Source organism: Psychromonas sp. KJ10-5, from assembly GCF_055808325.1.
On record NZ_CM147864.1, the window covers coordinates 3,237,312 to 3,255,460 of the forward strand.

At 38.8% G+C, this 18,149-nt stretch carries 23 protein-coding genes; 14 read left to right on the top strand and 9 right to left on the bottom strand.

Annotated features, from left to right (window positions below):
• Nucleotides 1–20: 20 nt before the first annotated feature.
• Nucleotides 21–1,904, bottom strand: a complete 1,884-nt coding sequence (locus tag AC0L3W_RS14160) for a putative bifunctional diguanylate cyclase/phosphodiesterase (RefSeq protein ID WP_409440239.1) — start codon at nt 1,902–1,904, stop codon at nt 21–23.
• Nucleotides 1,905–2,222: 318 nt separating this feature from the next.
• On the opposite strand from AC0L3W_RS14160, the gene msrA reads away from it, so the two are divergent.
• The 4 genes from msrA (at nt 2,223) to AC0L3W_RS14180 (ending at nt 5,135) form a co-directional block, all read left to right on the top strand.
• On the top strand, nt 2,223–2,816 hold the full coding sequence (gene msrA / locus AC0L3W_RS14165; RefSeq protein ID WP_290041326.1) for a peptide-methionine (S)-S-oxide reductase MsrA: 594 nt from the start codon (nt 2,223–2,225) through the stop codon (nt 2,814–2,816).
• A gap of 659 nt (nt 2,817–3,475) precedes the next feature.
• Nucleotides 3,476–4,279, top strand: a complete 804-nt coding sequence (locus AC0L3W_RS14170; protein WP_290041328.1) for a MetQ/NlpA family ABC transporter substrate-binding protein — start codon at nt 3,476–3,478, stop codon at nt 4,277–4,279.
• Between the two features lie 191 nt (nt 4,280–4,470).
• Nucleotides 4,471–4,794 (top strand): hypothetical protein, encoded by a 324-nt coding sequence (locus AC0L3W_RS14175; RefSeq protein WP_290041330.1) that lies wholly within the window; start codon nt 4,471–4,473, stop codon nt 4,792–4,794.
• Between the two features lie 29 nt (nt 4,795–4,823).
• Nucleotides 4,824–5,135, top strand: coding sequence for a cupin domain-containing protein (locus tag AC0L3W_RS14180; RefSeq protein WP_409440238.1), 312 nt, complete (start codon nt 4,824–4,826; stop codon nt 5,133–5,135).
• 9 nt (nt 5,136–5,144) lie between these two features.
• Here the strand turns inward: AC0L3W_RS14180 and AC0L3W_RS14185 are convergent, their stop codons facing one another.
• Nucleotides 5,145–5,375, bottom strand: coding sequence for a hypothetical protein (locus tag AC0L3W_RS14185; protein ID WP_290041333.1), 231 nt, complete (start codon nt 5,373–5,375; stop codon nt 5,145–5,147).
• 68 nt (nt 5,376–5,443) lie between these two features.
• Here AC0L3W_RS14185 and AC0L3W_RS14190 point away from each other — a divergent pair, with 68 nt between their 5' ends.
• Nucleotides 5,444–6,331: a DMT family transporter gene (locus AC0L3W_RS14190; RefSeq protein WP_409440237.1), complete on the top strand. Its 888-nt coding sequence runs from the start codon at nt 5,444–5,446 to the stop codon at nt 6,329–6,331.
• 52 nt (nt 6,332–6,383) lie between these two features.
• Here the strand turns inward: AC0L3W_RS14190 and AC0L3W_RS14195 are convergent, their stop codons facing one another.
• The 4 genes from AC0L3W_RS14195 to AC0L3W_RS14210 form a co-directional block, all read right to left on the bottom strand.
• Nucleotides 6,384–7,175 (bottom strand): hydratase, encoded by a 792-nt coding sequence (locus tag AC0L3W_RS14195; protein ID WP_409440236.1) that lies wholly within the window; start codon nt 7,173–7,175, stop codon nt 6,384–6,386.
• A gap of 189 nt (nt 7,176–7,364) precedes the next feature.
• Complete coding sequence (locus AC0L3W_RS14200) at nt 7,365–7,781, bottom strand: ExbD/TolR family protein (protein ID WP_409440235.1); 417 nt, start codon at nt 7,779–7,781, stop codon at nt 7,365–7,367.
• Nucleotides 7,778–8,461 carry a MotA/TolQ/ExbB proton channel family protein gene (locus AC0L3W_RS14205; protein WP_290041341.1) on the bottom strand — a complete coding sequence of 228 codons (684 nt, stop codon included), beginning with the start codon at nt 8,459–8,461 and terminating at the stop codon, nt 7,778–7,780. The genes AC0L3W_RS14200 and AC0L3W_RS14205 overlap by 4 nt, the downstream gene beginning before the upstream one ends.
• A 2-nt stretch (nt 8,462–8,463) precedes the next feature.
• Complete coding sequence (locus AC0L3W_RS14210) at nt 8,464–9,234, bottom strand: energy transducer TonB (protein WP_409440234.1); 771 nt, start codon at nt 9,232–9,234, stop codon at nt 8,464–8,466.
• Between the two features lie 227 nt (nt 9,235–9,461).
• Here AC0L3W_RS14210 and AC0L3W_RS14215 point away from each other — a divergent pair, with 227 nt between their 5' ends.
• Nucleotides 9,462–10,658, top strand: a complete 1,197-nt coding sequence (locus AC0L3W_RS14215; RefSeq protein WP_409440233.1) for a class I SAM-dependent methyltransferase — start codon at nt 9,462–9,464, stop codon at nt 10,656–10,658.
• 58 nt (nt 10,659–10,716) lie between these two features.
• Here AC0L3W_RS14215 and AC0L3W_RS14220 read toward each other — a convergent pair whose 3' ends face one another.
• Genes AC0L3W_RS14220 through AC0L3W_RS14230 form a run of 3 tightly spaced genes read right to left on the bottom strand, consistent with a single transcriptional unit; the run spans nt 10,717 to nt 13,745 of the window.
• Complete coding sequence (locus AC0L3W_RS14220) at nt 10,717–11,037, bottom strand: MGMT family protein (protein WP_409440232.1); 321 nt, start codon at nt 11,035–11,037, stop codon at nt 10,717–10,719.
• On the bottom strand, nt 11,024–11,716 hold the full coding sequence (locus tag AC0L3W_RS14225) for a pseudouridine synthase (RefSeq protein WP_409440231.1): 693 nt from the start codon (nt 11,714–11,716) through the stop codon (nt 11,024–11,026). Before AC0L3W_RS14225 ends, AC0L3W_RS14220 begins: the two co-directional genes overlap by 14 nt.
• Nucleotides 11,706–13,745, bottom strand: a complete 2,040-nt coding sequence (locus tag AC0L3W_RS14230; protein ID WP_409440230.1) for a tRNA(Met) cytidine acetyltransferase TmcA domain-containing protein — start codon at nt 13,743–13,745, stop codon at nt 11,706–11,708. The genes AC0L3W_RS14225 and AC0L3W_RS14230 overlap by 11 nt, the downstream gene beginning before the upstream one ends.
• 356 nt (nt 13,746–14,101) lie before the next feature.
• Here AC0L3W_RS14230 and rpsJ point away from each other — a divergent pair, with 356 nt between their 5' ends.
• Genes rpsJ through rpsC form a run of 8 tightly spaced genes read left to right on the top strand, consistent with a single transcriptional unit; the run spans nt 14,102 to nt 18,149 of the window.
• Nucleotides 14,102–14,413 carry a 30S ribosomal protein S10 gene (gene rpsJ, locus AC0L3W_RS14235; protein ID WP_025563085.1) on the top strand — a complete coding sequence of 104 codons (312 nt, stop codon included), beginning with the start codon at nt 14,102–14,104 and terminating at the stop codon, nt 14,411–14,413.
• A 15-nt stretch (nt 14,414–14,428) separates the two neighbouring features.
• Nucleotides 14,429–15,067: a 50S ribosomal protein L3 gene (rplC, locus tag AC0L3W_RS14240; protein WP_113819674.1), complete on the top strand. Its 639-nt coding sequence runs from the start codon at nt 14,429–14,431 to the stop codon at nt 15,065–15,067.
• A 14-nt stretch (nt 15,068–15,081) separates the two neighbouring features.
• The gene (gene rplD, locus AC0L3W_RS14245; protein ID WP_028869307.1) at nt 15,082–15,687 is read left to right on the top strand and encodes a 50S ribosomal protein L4; all 606 of its coding nucleotides are present in this window, start codon (nt 15,082–15,084) and stop codon (nt 15,685–15,687) included.
• Nucleotides 15,684–15,983: a 50S ribosomal protein L23 gene (rplW, locus tag AC0L3W_RS14250; RefSeq protein ID WP_113819675.1), complete on the top strand. Its 300-nt coding sequence runs from the start codon at nt 15,684–15,686 to the stop codon at nt 15,981–15,983. The genes rplD and rplW overlap by 4 nt, the downstream gene beginning before the upstream one ends.
• Nucleotides 15,984–15,994: 11 nt before the next feature.
• Entirely contained in the window at nt 15,995–16,822 is an 828-nt protein-coding gene (gene rplB, locus AC0L3W_RS14255; protein ID WP_113819676.1) for a 50S ribosomal protein L2, read from the top strand.
• Nucleotides 16,823–16,836: 14 nt separating this feature from the next.
• Nucleotides 16,837–17,112, top strand: a complete 276-nt coding sequence (rpsS, locus tag AC0L3W_RS14260) for a 30S ribosomal protein S19 (RefSeq protein WP_113819677.1) — start codon at nt 16,837–16,839, stop codon at nt 17,110–17,112.
• Nucleotides 17,113–17,120: 8 nt separating this feature from the next.
• On the top strand, nt 17,121–17,456 hold the full coding sequence (gene rplV / locus AC0L3W_RS14265; protein ID WP_113819678.1) for a 50S ribosomal protein L22: 336 nt from the start codon (nt 17,121–17,123) through the stop codon (nt 17,454–17,456).
• A 3-nt stretch (nt 17,457–17,459) separates the two neighbouring features.
• Nucleotides 17,460–18,149 (top strand): 30S ribosomal protein S3, encoded by a 690-nt coding sequence (gene rpsC, locus AC0L3W_RS14270; RefSeq protein WP_113819679.1) that lies wholly within the window; start codon nt 17,460–17,462, stop codon nt 18,147–18,149.

Below are 18,149 nucleotides of genomic sequence, written 5' to 3' on the forward strand. Positions count from 1 at the left end.
GTAGTAGACTAAAGTAATTTTTACTGGGTATATGTTTTAAATATATCAATATCTCTGGCAATTGAAGGCGCTTGGAATAGGTAGCCTTGTGCAAAATCACATTGTTGACGGCGGAGGATTTCTAGTGATTTTGAGGTTTCTACGCCTTCTGCGACAATTTTCATATCTAGTTGTTTGCCCATGGCAATAATAGTAGAAGCGATGGTGTCATAGTTAGTTACGAAGCTTTTATCGATTTTTAATATGTCAAAAGGCAGGTTTCTTAGGTTACTAAGGCATGAGTAACCTGTTCCAAAATCATCCATTAATAGTCTCACACCCATCTCAGACAGCTCATTTAATGTTTTTAAGAAGTGTTCATTCTCAGTGATGATCATGCTTTCTGTTATTTCAAGGTCAAGACAGTGATATGGGATCTCAAATTCTGTGATCACATTTTGCACGAGTTGAGAAAAGTTAGGATCAAATAGTTGATAAGGAGAGACGTTAACCGCCATATTGAGGTTTTTAGCGCCACTATCTCGCCATATTTTATTTTGTTTACAGGCTATTCTGAGGACCCATTCACCTATCTCTACCATTTGTCCTGAATACTCTGCGATGGGAACAAAAACGTCTGGTGATATAACGGTTTCTTGGTCTAGTTGCCAACGTAATAGTGCTTCTGTTCCTTCAGTGGCAAAGGTGTTTAAGTCAACAACAGGTTGGTACATGACCTGTAGTTGGCCTTTGTCTAGTGCATAGCGTAATTTTGATTCATGGGATAGTCGGCGAGTGTGTTTTTGACTAAAGCTGTTTTTGTAAAAGAGGTATTGATTTTTACCTTCTTTTTTCGCTTCATACATGGCGGTATCAGCATATTTTATTAGATTTTCTGCTGTATTGGCATTTGTAGGGTAGATTGAAATACCTACGCTACCAGTTACGTATAGTTCTGTATTTCCTAAAAAAACTGGCTTTGAGATAGCCTTTACCAACGATTCTGCTACGCGCTTTATATCTTCAGCATTGGTGAAATGGCTTAGAGCGACAAATTCATCGCCACCAAACCTAAAGACAGAGTCATGAACTTGCATTGCTTCAGATAAACGGTCACTGATTGTAATGAGTAACTTGTCACCTTGAGCATGACCTCGGGTATCATTGATATCTTTAAATCGATCAAGATCAATAAAGAAGACGGCTAGTCTTTTTTGGCCAGCTAAAGCAATGTATTGATTTATTTTTAGATCTAACGCATTACGGTTTGGTAATTTGGTTAGTGCATCTCTATTGGCTTGTAAACGATTTCGTTCTTCACTGACCATTAGTTCATTACTGGTTTTTTGCATTCTTTTTACTATCTTTAAAATTGCTTTAGCAATAGCGAATGCTATTAAGAAAAAAGCGATAGATAGTGTGATAACCGCTGTTTGAGAGGACTTTGTAATAAATGAAGTGAGTTTATCAACGGGTTTTATAAACTCAACGGAGTTAATTCTAAACTGCGTGTAGCTATCATTTAATTGTTTTTTTATTGTATTGTGATTGATTATACGTTCTTCGAATAGCACGATATTTTTTAATAGCTCATCAGCCACATCGATATCGTTTTGGCATATTGTGACAATACTTTGCGTATTGGTTAGCTCCATTAGCAAAAGATCTAATCGTCCAGGTATTGCTACACAGGTCGTTGGTTGAGCTTTAATGTTGTTAACAACTTCTTTGAGTACAGTTGTATCTGGAATACCATTTTTACTCTTGTTAATTAGCTCATTAAGCTCTAGAACGTAATTGAAGTGCAGGCTATTGAGCTGGTGAAAGCGTGATACTTCTGAGACTTTTAAAGTACTAATACCCACGATTGTAGAAAAAAGAGTGATAAGAAGCATTAAAATAGTGAGTTGTTTATTTATTGTCATTATTAGCTTCTTTATCCATTGCGTGTTGTCATTCTAATTGATTGTTATCGTTGGCATTATTTAGGATATGCTATTGACTATATAAGCTAATCAATAGCTATTCACCAATATATATCTCTTTGAGTATAAACAGTTCGTTCTTCCATTCAAGTTTCAATACACTATTTATTACTATCTTTTTGATAATTAATATATTTCATTATTGATCCTTAACTAATCAAATGCGTATTAATTTTTAATTAATTTAAATATACCTGAAATTATTTTTAGCTTCGGTAGGTCTTGTTATGGGAATGGTGTTTATTACGTGAGAGATTTATGAAAAAACTAATAGGGTTGATACTGTCAACATCGATACTTGGTTTTACGCCTTTAGCAAATGCTGATAAAGCAGTATTAGCAGGTGGTTGTTTCTGGTGTATGGAGTCAGATTTTGAAAAGTTACCTGGTGTTACCGATGTCGTATCGGGATTCACTGGAGGAACAGTAGAAAACCCTACTTATAATGGTAATCATCGAGGCCACTATGAAGCGGTGGAGATCACTTATGACCCAGAAAAAGTGAGTTATCAAGATATCTTGGATCATTATTGGGTAAACATTGACCCGTTCGATGACAGAGGTCAATTTTGCGATAAAGGACATAGTTATTTAAGTGCGATTTTTGTTGCTAATGAACAAGAGCGACAGTTAGCTGAAAAGTCTAAACAAGCGGTGATTGATGAATTTGCAGATCAACAAGTAGTTACACCGATTCTTGATGCTAGTACCTTCTATCCTATTAAGGGCAATGAAAGTTACCATCAAGATTTTTATAAAAACAATCCAATCCGCTATAAAGCTTATCGCTGGAACTGTGGTCGAGACCAACGTTTACAAGAAATTTGGGGTGAAAGAGCGACTCATAGCTAGAGCTCTATATATATAACGCAAGTGACTATTTAGCTGCTTGCTACTGTTTATAACGCAAGTGACTATTTAGCTGCTTGCTACTGTTTACAAGGCAAGTGACTATTTAGCTGCTTGCTACTGTTTACAAGGCAAGTGACTATTTAGCTGCTTGCTACTGTTTATAACGCAAGTGACTATTTAGCTGCTTGCTACTGTTTATAACGCAAGTGACTATTTAGCTGCTTGCTACTGTTTATAACGCAAGTGACTATTTAGCTGCTTGCTACTGTTTATAACGCAAGTGACTATTTAGCTGCTTGCTACTGTTTATAACGCAAGTGACTATTTAGCTGCTTGCTACTGTTTATAACGCAAGTGACTATTTAGCTGCTTGCTATTGTTTATAACGCAAGTGACTATTTAGCTGCTTGCTACTGTTTATAAGGCAGATAACTACAGCCTAGTTATCTGCCAATATTATTACCTCTTGAAAATCTTCCTTATTTATTTCAATAATAACCTTCATATTTTTTGTTACTTGTTTCTCGCTGCTTTGGTTATGCGTTTATGACATTAGTAACGAATAATTTATTCTTAAAATTACACTTGTAGATTTAGCGCTTCTCTGTATTATTCTATTTGGATGTCTATACGGCTATATGATTTTAAGGGAGTGGAATATGTTTAACAAAAAATTAGTAAAGTTATTTTATGTCTTACCATTAATCTTTGGATTAACAGCATGTGGTGAAACGGAAAAAAGTGAAGTGATTAAAGTTGGCGCAACAGTAGGCCCCCATGCCGAAGTGGTAGAAGCGGTAGCTGAAGAAGCTGCGAAACAAGGCTTACAAGTTGAAGTGGTTATTTTCTCTGATTACATTACACCGAATGCAGCACTAGCTGATGGCAGTCTTGATTTAAACAGCTACCAGCATTTACCTTTCCTGAATAACTTTAATAAAAACAGTGAACAAAAAATCGTGTCGATCGGCCATTCTATTTTAATGCGTATGGGTATCTATTCGAATAAATATAAATCAGTGGCAGATTTACCAGATAATGCTCGTATTTCTATACCTAATGACCCAACGAATGGTGGACGTGCATTATTATTATTAGCTGACGCTAATTTGATTACTTTAAAACCTGATGCGGGTGCAAAAACGACAGTTTACGATATTGTTGAAAACCCAAAAAACTTTGAGTTTGTCGAAGTTGAAGCGGCTCAACTACCACGTACACTAGATGATGTTGATGCTTCTGTCATTACCATGAACTATGTGATGTCAGCTGGATTAAGCCCACAAGAACAAGGTATTTACTTGGAAGCCAAAGATGCTGAGTTTGCGGTAATGAATATTGCTGCTCGTGCACAGGATAAAGATAATGCAACTTACAAAAAATTCGTTGAAATCTTCCAGTCTGAAGCAACACGCCAGTTCTTAGAAAAAACCTATAAAGGGACTATTGAAGCTGCTTTTTAAATTCTGATTTATTGACGCTATTGTTTGTATATAGGCAGTAGCGTTTTTCTATCGGTTCTCCACAATATTTTCCATCTGATTATTCTAATCATTTAAACACCTCTTTTGTTCCTTTCCGATAGAGAGTAATCTAGGCTTTATCTTCCATAAGATGGATGAAATTTCATATATATTAATAAAATAAGGCTCCTATGATAAAAGGCTGGATACAAATTATTATTGGCGTAATGCTTTGGGCTGCAGCCATCTCTGTGGGAATTACCTGGATTGGTTTCTGTTTTGGTACTGTCATTATTGGTATTTTATTGCTGTTTTTTGCACCGCGTATTTTGATTTTTCCGACCTTATTTATTGGTACGTTTGCTAATGGTTTTTTATTGGTTGGTTTAGCCACTATTAAGCGTACTAACCGTGATAAGGATATTATTGATGTTGAGGCGGAATGGGTGAAAACTGACGAAGATGATGATCATGTGATACAAGCTAAATTAGAAGATAAACGAGATCAGGGTTAAGGCTAAGCTATTTAAACGAAGGTTGATAAATGGATATTATCAGAAGCAAGCAGTTCACTGCATACCGTGCTTGGGGTGCTAAAGATATTGCCAATATGAATGGTATTACTACGCGCTTACATTGGACAGACCAAGCTTATAAATGGCATGTTAATGATGGCGAAGAGGTTTTTGTCGTGCTCGACGGTGTTGTTGAGATGCATTATAAAGAGCAAGGCATCGAGCAATCCGTACTATTAGAAAGCGGGGATATATTTTACGCAAGTATAGGCACTGAACATGTCGCTTCTCCTATTGGTGAAGCAAGAATTTTAGTCGTAGAAAGTGAAGGCAGTGTTTAACTGTTTTGGTTAATGTTCACTCATTAATAAGTTAACGCACTCTTCTCGAGTAACTCCATTTAAAAAGCATTGTTTAATTTTCTGCTCTTGTTGAGTACTTAGCATGAAGGGGCTTTTTTGGCTACTTTCACTAATATCTCGAATGATACGACGACGGTAAATCGCTAAACGATTACGGTGAAATAAAAAGCTAGAAAGTGCAAATACGACGACACCACAAACAATATAAAATATGAGCATTGGTTTCTCCTGTATCTTTTTATAATGCTCATACTCTCTTACATTACCTATTTATTCAAGGATCAAACATGTCACTGACAAGTGTTTTACGTTTAGTTTTATTAGCGTCCATCTGGGGTGGTTCGTTTTTGTTCATGCGTTTAACGGCAAATAGCTTAGGCGCCGCATATCTTATTGAAGGTAGGGTATTAGCCGCTGCATTGTGTTTATTATTGATCAGTTATTATTTACGTAGAACATTAGCTTTTATGTCGAATGTTAAACACTTTTTTATTGTTGGGGCGTTTAATACGGCTTTTCCTTTTTTGATGTTTGCTTATGCAGCACAAACATTAAATGCCTCAACACTGGCGATTCTGAATTCTACTGCACCTTTATTTGGAGCGGTGATTGCGAGTATTTGGCAAAAAGAGCGTATTAAATTAAAAGCGAGTATTGGTTTGTTATTGGGGATAATTGGTGTGACTGTGTTAGTTGGTCATCAAGCCTTAACATTAGGCGAGCAAGGTGTATGGGCTATTTTAGCCTGTTTAGCAGCTGCGATGATGTATGGATTTTCGGCTAATTACACTAAAGTTGCACCGGTTGTTGCTCCTTTTGAAAATGCTCATGGCAGCATGTGGGCTGCGGTGATTGTAGTCTTGCCTCTATTACCTTTGATCCCAATGCGTGACCCAATCACCTTGCCAATTAGTCTATCTGTATTGACCTTAGGTATCGTCTGTACTGGACTTGCTTATTTATTATACTTTAGATTAGTCAAAGATGATGGGCCTGCTTCTGCTTTATCGGTGACCTTTTTAGTGCCATTGTTTGGTATTTTATGGGGATCGTTATTTTTAGGTGAACAGATTGGCCTTAATACATTATTAGGAGCTTTATTAGTCGTTGCGGGAACAATATTAGTGACGGGGTTTTCTTTTAAAAAAGCACTTAACTCTACAGTAAAAGTCTAAAGTAATTGCATAACGCTTTTGAATAAGCGTTATGCAATGCATGTTATGCATGTTATGCAGGTTTAAAGGTGAGTTTATATTCTCCTAAACCTTTGTAAGTAATGCCCATTGTATTGATTGGCACTTCAATTGCGCCGGCGTAAGAGCCTGTAATAATTGCTTGTCCTTTTTTGAAGCTAACACCACGCTCACGCATAAAATTGATTAACCAGTAAACCGGTTTGTGTGCGGAAAGGTTAGGGTGCTTTCCTTCATATTCCGTTATAGTGGTTTTACCGTCTTCGCCTATTGTTTCAAAAGTAATATCAATCGTCCCTGCTTGATATGCTTGTTCTTTACTGATCTCTGGACCAACAAAAATTCCTTGGTTGAATAAGCAGTCTGCTAAATTATCAAAGAAAACACGATTATCATCAGGCAGGTAACGACGCTGCATTAACTCTAAAGCCATGTGACATGAGGCAATTGCACCGTCAATTTCAGTTTCAGAGTAAGCGTTATCACGAGCAGGTAGGTCTTGCCCTAATACAAACGCAATTTCTGGTTCGATAAGGGTTTTACCTGGTTCAGTTGACTCTACTAAGCAGGTATCACCTTGTTGTACTGTACCTTCTAAAACAGGCGCAACAACCATTTGTTCTGGGTTAAGAGGTACTAAACATTTCCATCCACCAATTCCTTTACCACTTTCTTGTACAGTAGCAAATTGAATTGCTAGTGCATCGTCTAAGTTGGTAGGACGAATTGCTTCTGCAAGCAGATCACCTTGTATGTTGGTTTTACGTCTTGCTAATAGTTCTTGTGCAGCTGCTATACAAGCTTCTAGGGTTAATGCTTTAGTCATATTCAGTCTCTTTATCAGGTTATTGAAAGTGAGTTGTTGAGCACATAATAACGACAATGAAGTGAAAAAGTTAGTATTTGTATGACTTTTTAAAAAGTTTGCTAGGAAGCGCAGATTTATCTGAATAAGAGAGAAGTTGTTATGGGAAAGTAAAGCCTATTAACTAAGTTAGTTAATAGGCTAAGTACACTATTTTTCGTCGTCAATTAAGAGTTGTGTTGCTTGGATATTATGTTGTTGTAAAAACCCTAGCAACTTAACCATATATTGTACATCTGATGTTTTGTCAGCAGCGATGATCCATTCGGTATCTGGTTTCTCTTGTACCGTTTTAATTAAATGATCCTGAAAAGCTGCCCAATCAGGTAAGGTTTCCCCATCGATTGCCCAACGCGGCTCTGCTGCCAAGATATTAATAGTAACGGCTTTGTTATCTACAACCTGTACAGCACTTGTATCTGTTGTTGGTAAGTCAACCTGTAGCGATTGTAGTTTGATATTGGCAGAGAGCATTAAAAACACCATCACGATAAAAATAATATCTAATAACGGTGTTAAATCTACCTGTACTGATTCAGATTCATTTTTAGCTTGGCTGCGTATCACGATCGTACTTCCTGGCTAGTCGATTTAGGCTTAGGTGCACGTTTTTGATCTGGGAAGTCCACACCTTGCAACCATAAATTACAGAAGTTAAGCGTAAACTCTAGGCGGTAAGTGACTTTATCTGCCCATAATCCTAATAGTTGTGCACCGCAAATTGCAGGTAGAGCAACTAGTAGACCAGCTGCCGTGGTACGCATAGCAATGCCTAATCCATCAGCTAGGTCATTAGGGGTTACTGAACCTGTTGTTAATGCAATCGCTTTAAACATTTCGATTAAACCTAGCACTGTACCGAGTAACCCTAAAAGAGGGCTGATCATACCGATGAGCGCTAACATTTTTAAACCGCTACGTAGCTCTTGGCGTTTATCTTGTACCCAAATACTTGCGGTATCTTCTCGTAATTGTTGGCTAAAGTGTTGATGAGCAAATAACATCGACATGCCACGTTTTGCTAAGTTTTTTTCAGTTTTTAAGCGAATACTTAGAGATTGTAATTTTTCAGGTTGTTTAGGATCATGGTGCTCTAATATCTTAATAATCTCTTTTTTACTCAGAGAACCAGAGCTAATTAATTTCAAAAGTCGTTCACTGATGATCATTAAGGTGAGTACAGAGCAAATGATAAGAGGCCAAGTCATTAAGCCTAGTTGTTCTTGTAAAATAGTAAATAAGGTCATGATTAATCCAGTTGGAAGCTAATAGGTATGTAGATACGGTGTGCAATACGTTTGCCGTTAACAATATGAGGAGAGAACTCCCAGTTTTTGATGGCTTTTAAGGCTGCTACATCAAGTACTTTTGCACCCGATGAGTCTTTTAATAATAATTTAGTCTGCTTGCCTTTTTCATCTAACCACACTTCATAGGTAACAGTACCTTCTATTCCTCTGCGTTTTGCCATGCGAGGGTACTTAGGTGGTGTAGGTGTACTTAAAAAGCGACTTTTTTGTATTAACTGCGGCTTGCTTTGTAGTTCATTACTTTGTTGTGCCACTTTTTCTTTAGTGATTTCGATTTTATCTTTGATCACTGGAGCCGGAGGAGCTGGTGTCGATTTCACCACTTCTTTGGGTGGTTCTGTAATTTTTTTCGGCTCTTCTTTAGAAATTGGTTTCTTTTTAACTACCTTTTGTACTGGCTTAGGCGTTTCTTTTTTGATCTCTTTAGGTTTGGTTTTTTGCTTAACAATACGCTTTTTCTCAGTCGGTTTGACTGGTTTAGCTGCTACAGGTTTAGGTGTTGGTTTGACGACTTCTTTTGCTTCCACAACTGGTGGTGTTGGCGGCTCGACTTTTTTAGGTTCAACTTTGGCTGGTTTAGTAAAGCTAATGCTGACACTTTGCGTTTGTTGAGCAAGTGGAATGGCCATTGCAGGTTGTTCAAGCAAAGGTGCAAAAATAAGGAAATGGATCGCTACTGATAACAATGCTGCACAGAAATAACGATACATAAAAAAACACTCCAAGAATAGATAATTAGCGTAACGATACCTATTATCAACTAAAATTATTTTGATATCAATTATCATTCACAAAAAGTTCAGTTGTAGTGAAGTCATGAGTGTTAATTTGTTGCTTAAATATTGTTTTTGTTTCAGGGGAAACATTTCTAGTTTACAGATAGGCTTAGCTGTTAAACTACAGCAATTATGCCCTTTTAGATTGCTTGGAAATTGTTATGTCCTCTGTTGTACTTAATACCCTCGAAGATTTTTACCATTTATTATCACAAAGCCTTGAGAATAATCAGCTGGTGAAGTTGTTATTAAGTAAATATAGAGGGGCGGATAAAAGCTTAAATCGTATTAATATCCGACCAATTACCTTACAAAGTGAGTCGGTATTGAGTTTTGTTTATGAACATCAAACGAATCACATTACTAAAAATCATTCTCACTCAGTGGGACTCAATGAAATCAAACAGTTAATTGGCGAAGACTTTAAAAGTGCCTATCTGACATTAGCAAATGTTGAAGTACAAATTGAGTTTAGTAAGAAAGGTAAACTTAAAATATCTCAGCATAAAGCAAAACAAACACATGCAGTGGCAGCGACTCATAATAGACAAAAGAATCGTTTTGTAGATATTCAGCGTCCTTTTTTGACTGCTCTTAAAGTAACAGATAAACAGCAAAAGCTAATTCCTGCTATGTCTAATAAATGGAAGCAGATTAATAAGTTTATCGAGATATTTAGCCAGGCATTGGAAGTGTCACCTCATGATAAAAGCACTCCTTTAAATGTTGTTGATTTTGGTTCAGGGAAGGGATATTTAACTTTTGCTATTCATGATTACCTTCGTCATACCTTAGAAAATAATGCGCAAGTGACGGGGGTTGAGTTACGACAGGCATTAGCTGATTTATGTAATGAAGCAGCACAGAGCTTAGACCACCAAGGGTTAGACTTTGTATGTGGAGATGTTAAGACACATGCACCTAAGCATACCGATGTAATGATTGCATTGCATGCTTGTGATGTGGCCACTGATTATGCTATCCACTATGGCATTAGAGCAAATGCGAGTATTATTATGTGCTCTCCTTGCTGCCATAAACAAATACGTCCTCAGATGCAAAGCCCTGAATTATTTCAACCAATGTTGCAATATGGTGTTCATTTAGGACAACAAGCTGAAATGATCACAGATTCACTGCGTGCTTTGTTGTTAGAAGCAAATGGTTATACAACTAAAGTGTTTGAGTTTATTAGTTTAGAGCATACTAATAAGAACAAGATGATTCTGGCGGTGAAAAAACCGCAGCATAATGAAAAAGAACAACAGAAACTGTTACAACAAATTGCAGATATTAAAGATTATTATGGTATTTCAGATCATTGTTTAGAAACGTTATTAGCTGAAAGTGCTGATTAATCGATTTAAGCATTAGAAGGGCAGCGTGATGCTACCTTTCTAATGTTGAGTGATGTTATTAAAAGGTATGGCGTTGTTTATCTAAGTTAACAATTTTTGCGCTATCTTTATGTTCATCTATCAAGATACCTTCCTCTTTAAGTAAGGCTATTTTTTTAGCCGTCCCGAGGGCAAACTTTCCTATTGCGCCATTGCTATTAACAACTCGATGACAGGGCACTACGATTGGTGTTGGATTATTGGCCATGGCATTACCTACCGCTTGATAGGCTTTGCCACCAAGGTGATGAGCAATATCTGCGTAGGTCACTACTTTGCCACGAGGAATTTGCATTAATAACGAATAACATTTTTCATTAAATGATTTATTTGAATCCATTGATCTCTTGCTCCGTTAAAAAGCGCGATTCTCCTAGTGCTAAGCCTGCATCTAGTTGTACGCAACCAATTTGTTCTCGATGTAGCTTTGTTACAAAGTTACCTACCGCAGAAAACATTCGTTTTACTTGATGATATTTACCTTCACTAATGGTTAATAACACTTCAGTTTCACTAATCAGCTCAAGTTTGGCGGGTAAACAAGGTTGCGGCTCGCTTTTTAGCTGTATTCCTTGAGCAAACAGATCAACGGTACTTTGATCAACGGGCTCTTGTAAGTGAACACGATAACGTTTTTCGCATTTTTTACGTGGGCTGGTTACTTGGTGTGACCATTGACCATCATCGGTGATCAGGACTAATCCAGTAGTATCTGCATCTAATCTACCGGCAATAAATACATTCTGTTTTTTCTCAATATCAATTAAGTTTAATAAGCTCGGCATCTGTTCATCAACATTAGAGCTGATGTAACCAGGTGGTTTATTTAACATCAGGTAACGAAAACCACGAGTGGTGAGTACTTGTCCTTTCATTTCGATGACATCATCGGCTGCCACTTTGTAAGCACCGCTTCGTAAAGTGCCTGATTGGTTATTGATCATGCCTTTACGGATTACGTTTTTTGCTTCACTTCGTGTCAGTTCTGTTGATTCACAGATAAATTTATCAAGTCTCATTAGTATGTGTTGTCTCTTGGTTGTGAGTAAGTAAATCGCAGATACAGTCTTTTATAAATGCTTGTGCTTGTTTTTGTCCAGTGAACCCATATTCCTTCACTATAGTTGACCAACTATGGTTTTGAATGATTTTTGCAATCACAACAGCTTGCTGTTGTTGGGTTAATACTGTTAATGAACAATGGTAAAGCAGTTCAATAAGTAGGTATTCTACATTTTCGTAGCTGCGATTGGCATTTATATAAGCAAATAATGCATTGATCAGCATACGTGGTGGATTATGAGTAATAAGTTGTGGCCACAGTACTTGGATAATACTTGGATCTAGATGTTGCAATTGTCTACTGAACTGTACTTTTACTTGTCGAATAAAAGCGGTGCGGATTGATTGGTGCAATATTTTACCGGATTCGCTAATAGGTAAGTTCACCATAAATGAATGCTGTCCGCTGCTTTTATCTCGTTTAGTACCAATGCGTAATACTTGTAGATTTTGTTGCAACCAAAAGGATAAGAGTTTCTCACTAGCAGCAAAACTTGCACAAAGGTGATCAAACTGTTGCTGTATTGCCCAATTTGTTACCCAATCAATTAATTGACTACCTAAGGTTTTATCTTGTAAGTGAGGTTGCACGGCAATCCGTTGTATTCTGGCATAACTGTGCATGCCTGCTTCTGGAAAGCCACTATGAAAAGTTAATGATTGTGCAATAAGATGGCCTTTAGGGCGACGGTGTCCTTGATAGATTTGTTGACAGGCGATTTGGTCGAAATTACCTTCGTGATTAATAACAGCCACAGCGAGCAGTTTTTGCTTTTGTTGCATGATGATGATTGATAAATCTCGGTCATTCAACAAGCTGCTTAAGTCTGAAGGTTTAGTTTGATAATGAGCATTCACTAATAGCAAGAATATCTGTTTAATCAATCCTGGTGATTGTAATAACTCGGATTGATTGATTAAGCGTATGTTAGGTTTATCTATTATGTCTTGTTTATCGCCATTTGACTGATCTGCAAAACATAAGGTTGATAATGTAAAGGCTTCAACTGGGTCATTATCTGCCCAGCGAATTGCCTGTGATAAATGTTGCTTTCGCCAGTCTGGTGCGATCACATCGAGTTGTTGTTGGAAGCGTAAAGCAAAACCACGTCCAGAACCTTCATAGCCAAATTGAGTGCTAGAGAAAACTACTCTCGCGTAGCGTTGTGCAAAAGTAACTAATAATTTTAGCGGGATAGCTGCAGCTTCATCGATAATCAGTAAGTCACATTTAGGTTGTTCACTATGTAAGGTATCAGGTGCAATAAATTGTAAGCGGCTAATATCTGTTGCTACTTGTAGTGTTGTTTGGGCGTGCTTATATAAGGTGGTGACAGATTGTTTACTTGGTGCGGACACAATGATGTGTTTAACACCCTGATTAATAAGTGAGGCTGCTGCGATACCTAGTGCGGCCGATTTTCCGCGTCCTCGGTTAGCTGTTAAGACTAAAGGTCTGCGTCTGTGGCCTGTTTGTGTTTTGATGATGCTTTGTATTGCTTGTTGCTGCTCGTCTAAATGCAGTTGCATAGGTTTAGTTACACTAGTAGGCACAGAGGAAGGCGTTAAAAAAGGCTGACTGCAATCATTCTCTTTTATACAGGGGAATGAATGCCTCTTAAGTGCGACTTGTATATAGTTGAAGAAGTTATCCTGTTTTGTTGAGCTATCAGGTAAAAGCAAGATAATTACGCCGCCACCACGAACAGAACCTTCTGCGGCTGCAAACATATTGGCATCAAAGCCTGGTTGCATATTGAGGATTAATAAGTCGACATCTTGACCTAATAGCTGTGCATAGGGTGTGGTTGTAATAGAAGAGGGACCTTCTCCACACCATTGATACTGGTTTGTTTGTTGTTTAATGATTTGTAGCATCTGGGTAAAGCACCAAGACTGGCTGCCTTGTAAACTAAATAATTGTCTATGATGTGTGTGTTCAGCTAATTGTTTAAGGTAATGATATAAATGCAGGTGAGCAGACACAGGAGATCCTAATCGGTTAAAAAATAGTAGTTAAGTATAAAATGTAACATAAAAAACGTTAACTCAGTCTAGTAACGAAGGGATCTATTGGTTAAAAGTACCAGTGAGATCCTTTTGCATGTTTTTTACACAAAATAGTAAGAAGTACTTGCCATAGTCTACAGATAGTGTAATATACGCCCACTTGCCAATAAGGCAGGTGGGTTTTTAAGCCCATAGCCAGATAAGAATATTGGTTATCGAAAAATGTCTCCCGATTGGGGAGCTACTAGTTTGAATATACACTTGAGATCTATCTAGGATAGGTTGTCAGGTGTATATTTGTATGTTGTATTTTTAACTAGGAGTTTTGGTCCATGCAGAACCAAAGAATCCGTATCCGCCTTAAAGCTTTTGATCACAAGTTGATCGATCAATCAACGGCGGAGATCGTTGAAACTGCAAAGCGCACAGGTGCTCAGGTACGTGGTCCTATTCCACTACCTACTCGTAAAGAGCGTTTCACAGTACTGACATCACCGCATGTAAACAAAGATGCACGTGATCAGTATGAGATTCGTACTCACAAGCGCTTGATTGATATCGTAGAACCAACTGAAAAGACTGTTGACGCACTAATGAAGCTAGATTTAGCTGCTGGCGTTGATGTTCAAATCAGCTTGGGTTAGAAAGGAGTTATCGTAATGACAATCGGTCTAGTAGGTCGTAAAGTTGGTATGACTCGCATCTTTACTGAAGATGGTGTTTCTATCCCAGTTACAGTTCTTGAATGTTCACCAAATCGTGTTACTCAAGTTAAAACACTTGATACTGATGGCTACCAAGCTATTCAAGTAACAGCTGGCTCTAAAAAAGCAAGCCGTGTAAACAAGCCAGAAGCTGGTCACTTTGCGAAAGCAGGTGTAGAAGCTGGCCGTGGTCTTTGGGAGTTTACTCTTGATGACAACGAAGGTGCAGATATCAAAGTCGGTGCTGAGCTAAGCGTTGAGCTATTCAACGAAATTAATAAAGTAGATGTTACTGGTCAATCTAAAGGTAAAGGCTTCCAAGGCGGCGTTAAGCGTTGGAATTTCTCTATGCAAGATGCGACTCACGGTAACTCTATAAGCCACCGTGCTCCAGGTTCAATTGGCCAATGTCAAACACCTGGACGCGTATTTAAAGGCAAGAAAATGGCTGGTCACATGGGTGCTGAGCGTGTTACGACTCAAAACCTTGAAGTTGTTCGCGTAGACATTGAACGCAACTTACTGCTCGTTAAAGGTGCAGTAGCTGGTGCGAAAAATGGCAACGTATTCATCAAACCTGCTGTTAAAGCATAGCCGAGGAGTTAGTAATGGAATTGGTATTGAAAGATGCACAAAGTGCTCTTGAAGTTTCTGACACTACCTTTGGACGTGAATACAACGAAGCCCTTGTACATCAGGTAGTCGTTGCATATGCAGCTGGTGCTCGTCAAGGTACTCGCGCTCAGAAAACCCGTAGTGAAGTTCGCGGTGGTGGTAAGAAGCCATGGCGTCAAAAGGGTACTGGTCGCGCACGTGCAGGTACAATCCGCAGCCCAATTTGGGTTGGTGGTGGTGTAACTTTCGCAGCTCGTCCACAGGACCATAGCCAGAAAGTTAACAAAAAAATGTACCGCGGTGCAGTAAGAAGTATTCTTTCTGAGTTAGTTCGTCAGGATCGTCTAATCGTTGTCGAGAAATTTACTGTTGAGGCTCCTAAAACTAAAGAGCTTGCAGCTAAATTAAAAGACCTGGATCTTAAAGATGTGTTAATCATCACTGAAGAATTAGATGAAAATCTATTCTTAGCAGCGCGTAACTTGTACAAAGTTGACGTTCGTGATGTTCAAGGCATTGACCCAGTTAGCCTTATCGCGTTTGATAAAGTTTTAGTAACTGCTGATGCAGTGAAAAAGATTGAGGAGAGCCTAGCATGATCAGTGAAGCACGTTTACTGCAAGTTATTCTAGCTCCGCATATCTCTGAGAAGGGAACTTTGTCTGCTGAAAACCATAACACTATGGTATTCAAAGTTGCAGGTACTGCGACTAAAGCAGAAGTCAAAGCGGCAGTTCAGAAGTTATTTGATGTTGAAGTTACTGGTGTTCGCACACTAAACGTGAAGGGTAAAACCAAGCGTACAGGTCAACGTATGGGTCGCCGTAGCGACTGGAAAAAAGCATACGTTACTCTGGCTGAAGGTGCAGATATTAGTTTCGATGGCGCTGAGTAGAGGAATTATAGATGGCTATTGTAAAATGTAAGCCTACGTCTCCAGGTCGTCGCCACTTAGTTAAAGTGGTAAACAACGATCTGCATAAAGGCAAGCCATACGCACCACTTTTAGAGTCAAAATCTAAATCTGGTGGTCGTAATAATGGCGGTCGTATTACGGTTAGACATATTGGTGGTGGTCATAAACATCATTACCGTATCGTTGACTTTAAACGTAATAAAGATGGTATCCCAGCAAAAGTTGAGCGTTTGGAATATGATCCAAACCGTAGTGCGAACATTGCACTAGTGCTTTATGCTGATGGTGAACGTCGTTACATCCTTGCCCCTAAAGGCATGGTTGCTGGTGATGTTATCCAATCTGGTGAAGATGCGGCGATTAAAGCGGGTAACTGCTTACCAATGCGTAACATCCCAGTAGGTACAACAGTACACGCTGTAGAAATGAAACCTGCTAAAGGTGCACAAATTGCACGTTCAGCTGGTTCTTACAGCCAAATTATAGCTCGTGATGGTGCTTACGTTACTCTACGTTTACGTAGTGGTGAAATGCGTAAAATCCCTGCTGAGTGTCGTGCAACAATCGGTGAAGTTGGTAATGCAGAACATATGCTACGTCAACTAGGTAAAGCTGGTGCTACGCGTTGGCGTGGTGTTCGTCCTACCGTACGTGGTGTTGTAATGAACCCAGTAGATCACCCACATGGTGGTGGTGAAGGTAAAACAAGTGGTGGTCGTCATCCTGTTTCTCCTTGGGGTGTTCCAACTAAGGGTTACAAAACTCGTAAGAACAAGAAAACTGATCAGTATATTGTTCGTCGTCGTAATAAGAAATAAGCAGAGGTATCGCCATGCCACGTTCTCTCAAGAAGGGTCCTTTCATTGACCTACACTTGCTGAAGAAGGTAGAGAAAGCGGTTGATAGCAACGAGAAAAAGCCTATTAAGACTTGGTCTCGTCGCTCAATGATCATTCCAGATATGATTGGTCTAACTATCGCTGTCCATAACGGGCGTCAACACGTGCCAGTATTTGTAACTGATGAAATGATCGGTCACAAACTGGGTGAATTTGCACCAACGCGTACTTACCGTGGCCATGCTGCGGATAAGAAAGCGAAGAAATAGAGGTTATTATGGAAGCTTTAGCTAAACATTTATATGCTCGTTCTTCAGCACAGAAAGCGCGCCTGGTAGCAGACCAAGTACGTGGTCTTCCAGTAGAAAAAGCACTAGAACTTTTATCATACAGCCCTAAGAAAGCTGCTGTATTGGTTAAAAAAGTTGTAGATTCTGCAATTGCAAACGCTGAGCATAATGAAGGCGCTGATGTTGATGAGCTAGTTATCACAAAAATTTGTGTAGACGAAGGTCCAACAATGAAGCGTATCATGCCGCGTGCGAAAGGCCGTGCCGATCGCATTATGAAGCGTTCTTGCCATATCACAGTAGTGGTATCAGACAGGGGTTAAACAATGGGACAGAAAGTTCATCCTAACGGTATTCGCCTAGGTATCACTAAAGCATTTAGCTCTACTTGGTATGCAGGCAAAAACGATTTTGCAGATAACTTATACAGTGATTTTCAAATCCGTAAATTCTTAACAGAGAAATTGAAAAATGCTTCTTTGTCTAAAATTACTATTGAACGTCCAGCGAAAAGCGTACGTGTGACTATTCACACAGCTCGTCCTGGTGTTGTAATTGGTAAGAAAGGCGAAGATGTTGAATTGCTACGCACAGCTATTGCTAAAATGGCCGGCGTTCCAGCTCAAATCAATATCTCAGAAGTTCGTAAACCTGAACTTGACGCAAAACTAGTAGCAGATTCAATCTCTTCTCAGTTAGAGCGTCGTGTTATGTTCCGTCGCGCTATGAAGCGTGCGGTACAAAATGCTATGCGTCTAGGCGCTAAAGGTATCAAAGTTCAAGTTAGTGGTCGTCTTGGTGGTGCAGAAATCGCTCGTGACGAATGGTATCGTGAAGGTCGTGTACCTCTACATACTCTTCGTGCCGATATTGATTACTCAACATCAGAAGCATTGACTGTTTACGGTATCATTGGCGTTAAGGTTTGGATCTTTAAAGGTGAAATTCTTGGTGGTTTACCACTTCAACAAGAAGAACAGCCAGCTAAACCAAAACGCAAAGGTCGCGGTAAGTAG

Excerpts from the sequence above, each read along its gene's own strand:
- AC0L3W_RS14160 (WP_409440239.1), bottom strand. The coding sequence starts at position 1,904 with ATGACAATAAATAAACAACTCACTATTTTAATGCTTCTTATCACTCTT.
- msrA (WP_290041326.1), top strand. The coding sequence starts at position 2,223 with ATGAAAAAACTAATAGGGTTGATACTGTCAACATCGATACTTGGTTTT.
- AC0L3W_RS14170 (WP_290041328.1), top strand. The coding sequence starts at position 3,476 with ATGTTTAACAAAAAATTAGTAAAGTTATTTTATGTCTTACCATTAATC.
- AC0L3W_RS14175 (WP_290041330.1), top strand. The coding sequence starts at position 4,471 with ATGATAAAAGGCTGGATACAAATTATTATTGGCGTAATGCTTTGGGCT.
- AC0L3W_RS14180 (WP_409440238.1), top strand. The coding sequence starts at position 4,824 with ATGGATATTATCAGAAGCAAGCAGTTCACTGCATACCGTGCTTGGGGT.
- AC0L3W_RS14185 (WP_290041333.1), bottom strand. The coding sequence starts at position 5,375 with ATGCTCATATTTTATATTGTTTGTGGTGTCGTCGTATTTGCACTTTCT.
- AC0L3W_RS14190 (WP_409440237.1), top strand. The coding sequence starts at position 5,444 with ATGTCACTGACAAGTGTTTTACGTTTAGTTTTATTAGCGTCCATCTGG.
- AC0L3W_RS14195 (WP_409440236.1), bottom strand. The coding sequence starts at position 7,175 with ATGACTAAAGCATTAACCCTAGAAGCTTGTATAGCAGCTGCACAAGAA.
- AC0L3W_RS14205 (WP_290041341.1), bottom strand. The coding sequence starts at position 8,461 with ATGACCTTATTTACTATTTTACAAGAACAACTAGGCTTAATGACTTGG.
- AC0L3W_RS14210 (WP_409440234.1), bottom strand. The coding sequence starts at position 9,234 with ATGTATCGTTATTTCTGTGCAGCATTGTTATCAGTAGCGATCCATTTC.
- AC0L3W_RS14215 (WP_409440233.1), top strand. The coding sequence starts at position 9,462 with ATGTCCTCTGTTGTACTTAATACCCTCGAAGATTTTTACCATTTATTA.
- AC0L3W_RS14220 (WP_409440232.1), bottom strand. The coding sequence starts at position 11,037 with ATGGATTCAAATAAATCATTTAATGAAAAATGTTATTCGTTATTAATG.
- AC0L3W_RS14225 (WP_409440231.1), bottom strand. The coding sequence starts at position 11,716 with ATGAGACTTGATAAATTTATCTGTGAATCAACAGAACTGACACGAAGT.
- rpsJ (WP_025563085.1), top strand. The coding sequence starts at position 14,102 with ATGCAGAACCAAAGAATCCGTATCCGCCTTAAAGCTTTTGATCACAAG.
- rplC (WP_113819674.1), top strand. The coding sequence starts at position 14,429 with ATGACAATCGGTCTAGTAGGTCGTAAAGTTGGTATGACTCGCATCTTT.
- rplD (WP_028869307.1), top strand. The coding sequence starts at position 15,082 with ATGGAATTGGTATTGAAAGATGCACAAAGTGCTCTTGAAGTTTCTGAC.
- rplW (WP_113819675.1), top strand. The coding sequence starts at position 15,684 with ATGATCAGTGAAGCACGTTTACTGCAAGTTATTCTAGCTCCGCATATC.
- rplB (WP_113819676.1), top strand. The coding sequence starts at position 15,995 with ATGGCTATTGTAAAATGTAAGCCTACGTCTCCAGGTCGTCGCCACTTA.
- rpsS (WP_113819677.1), top strand. The coding sequence starts at position 16,837 with ATGCCACGTTCTCTCAAGAAGGGTCCTTTCATTGACCTACACTTGCTG.
- rplV (WP_113819678.1), top strand. The coding sequence starts at position 17,121 with ATGGAAGCTTTAGCTAAACATTTATATGCTCGTTCTTCAGCACAGAAA.
- rpsC (WP_113819679.1), top strand. The coding sequence starts at position 17,460 with ATGGGACAGAAAGTTCATCCTAACGGTATTCGCCTAGGTATCACTAAA.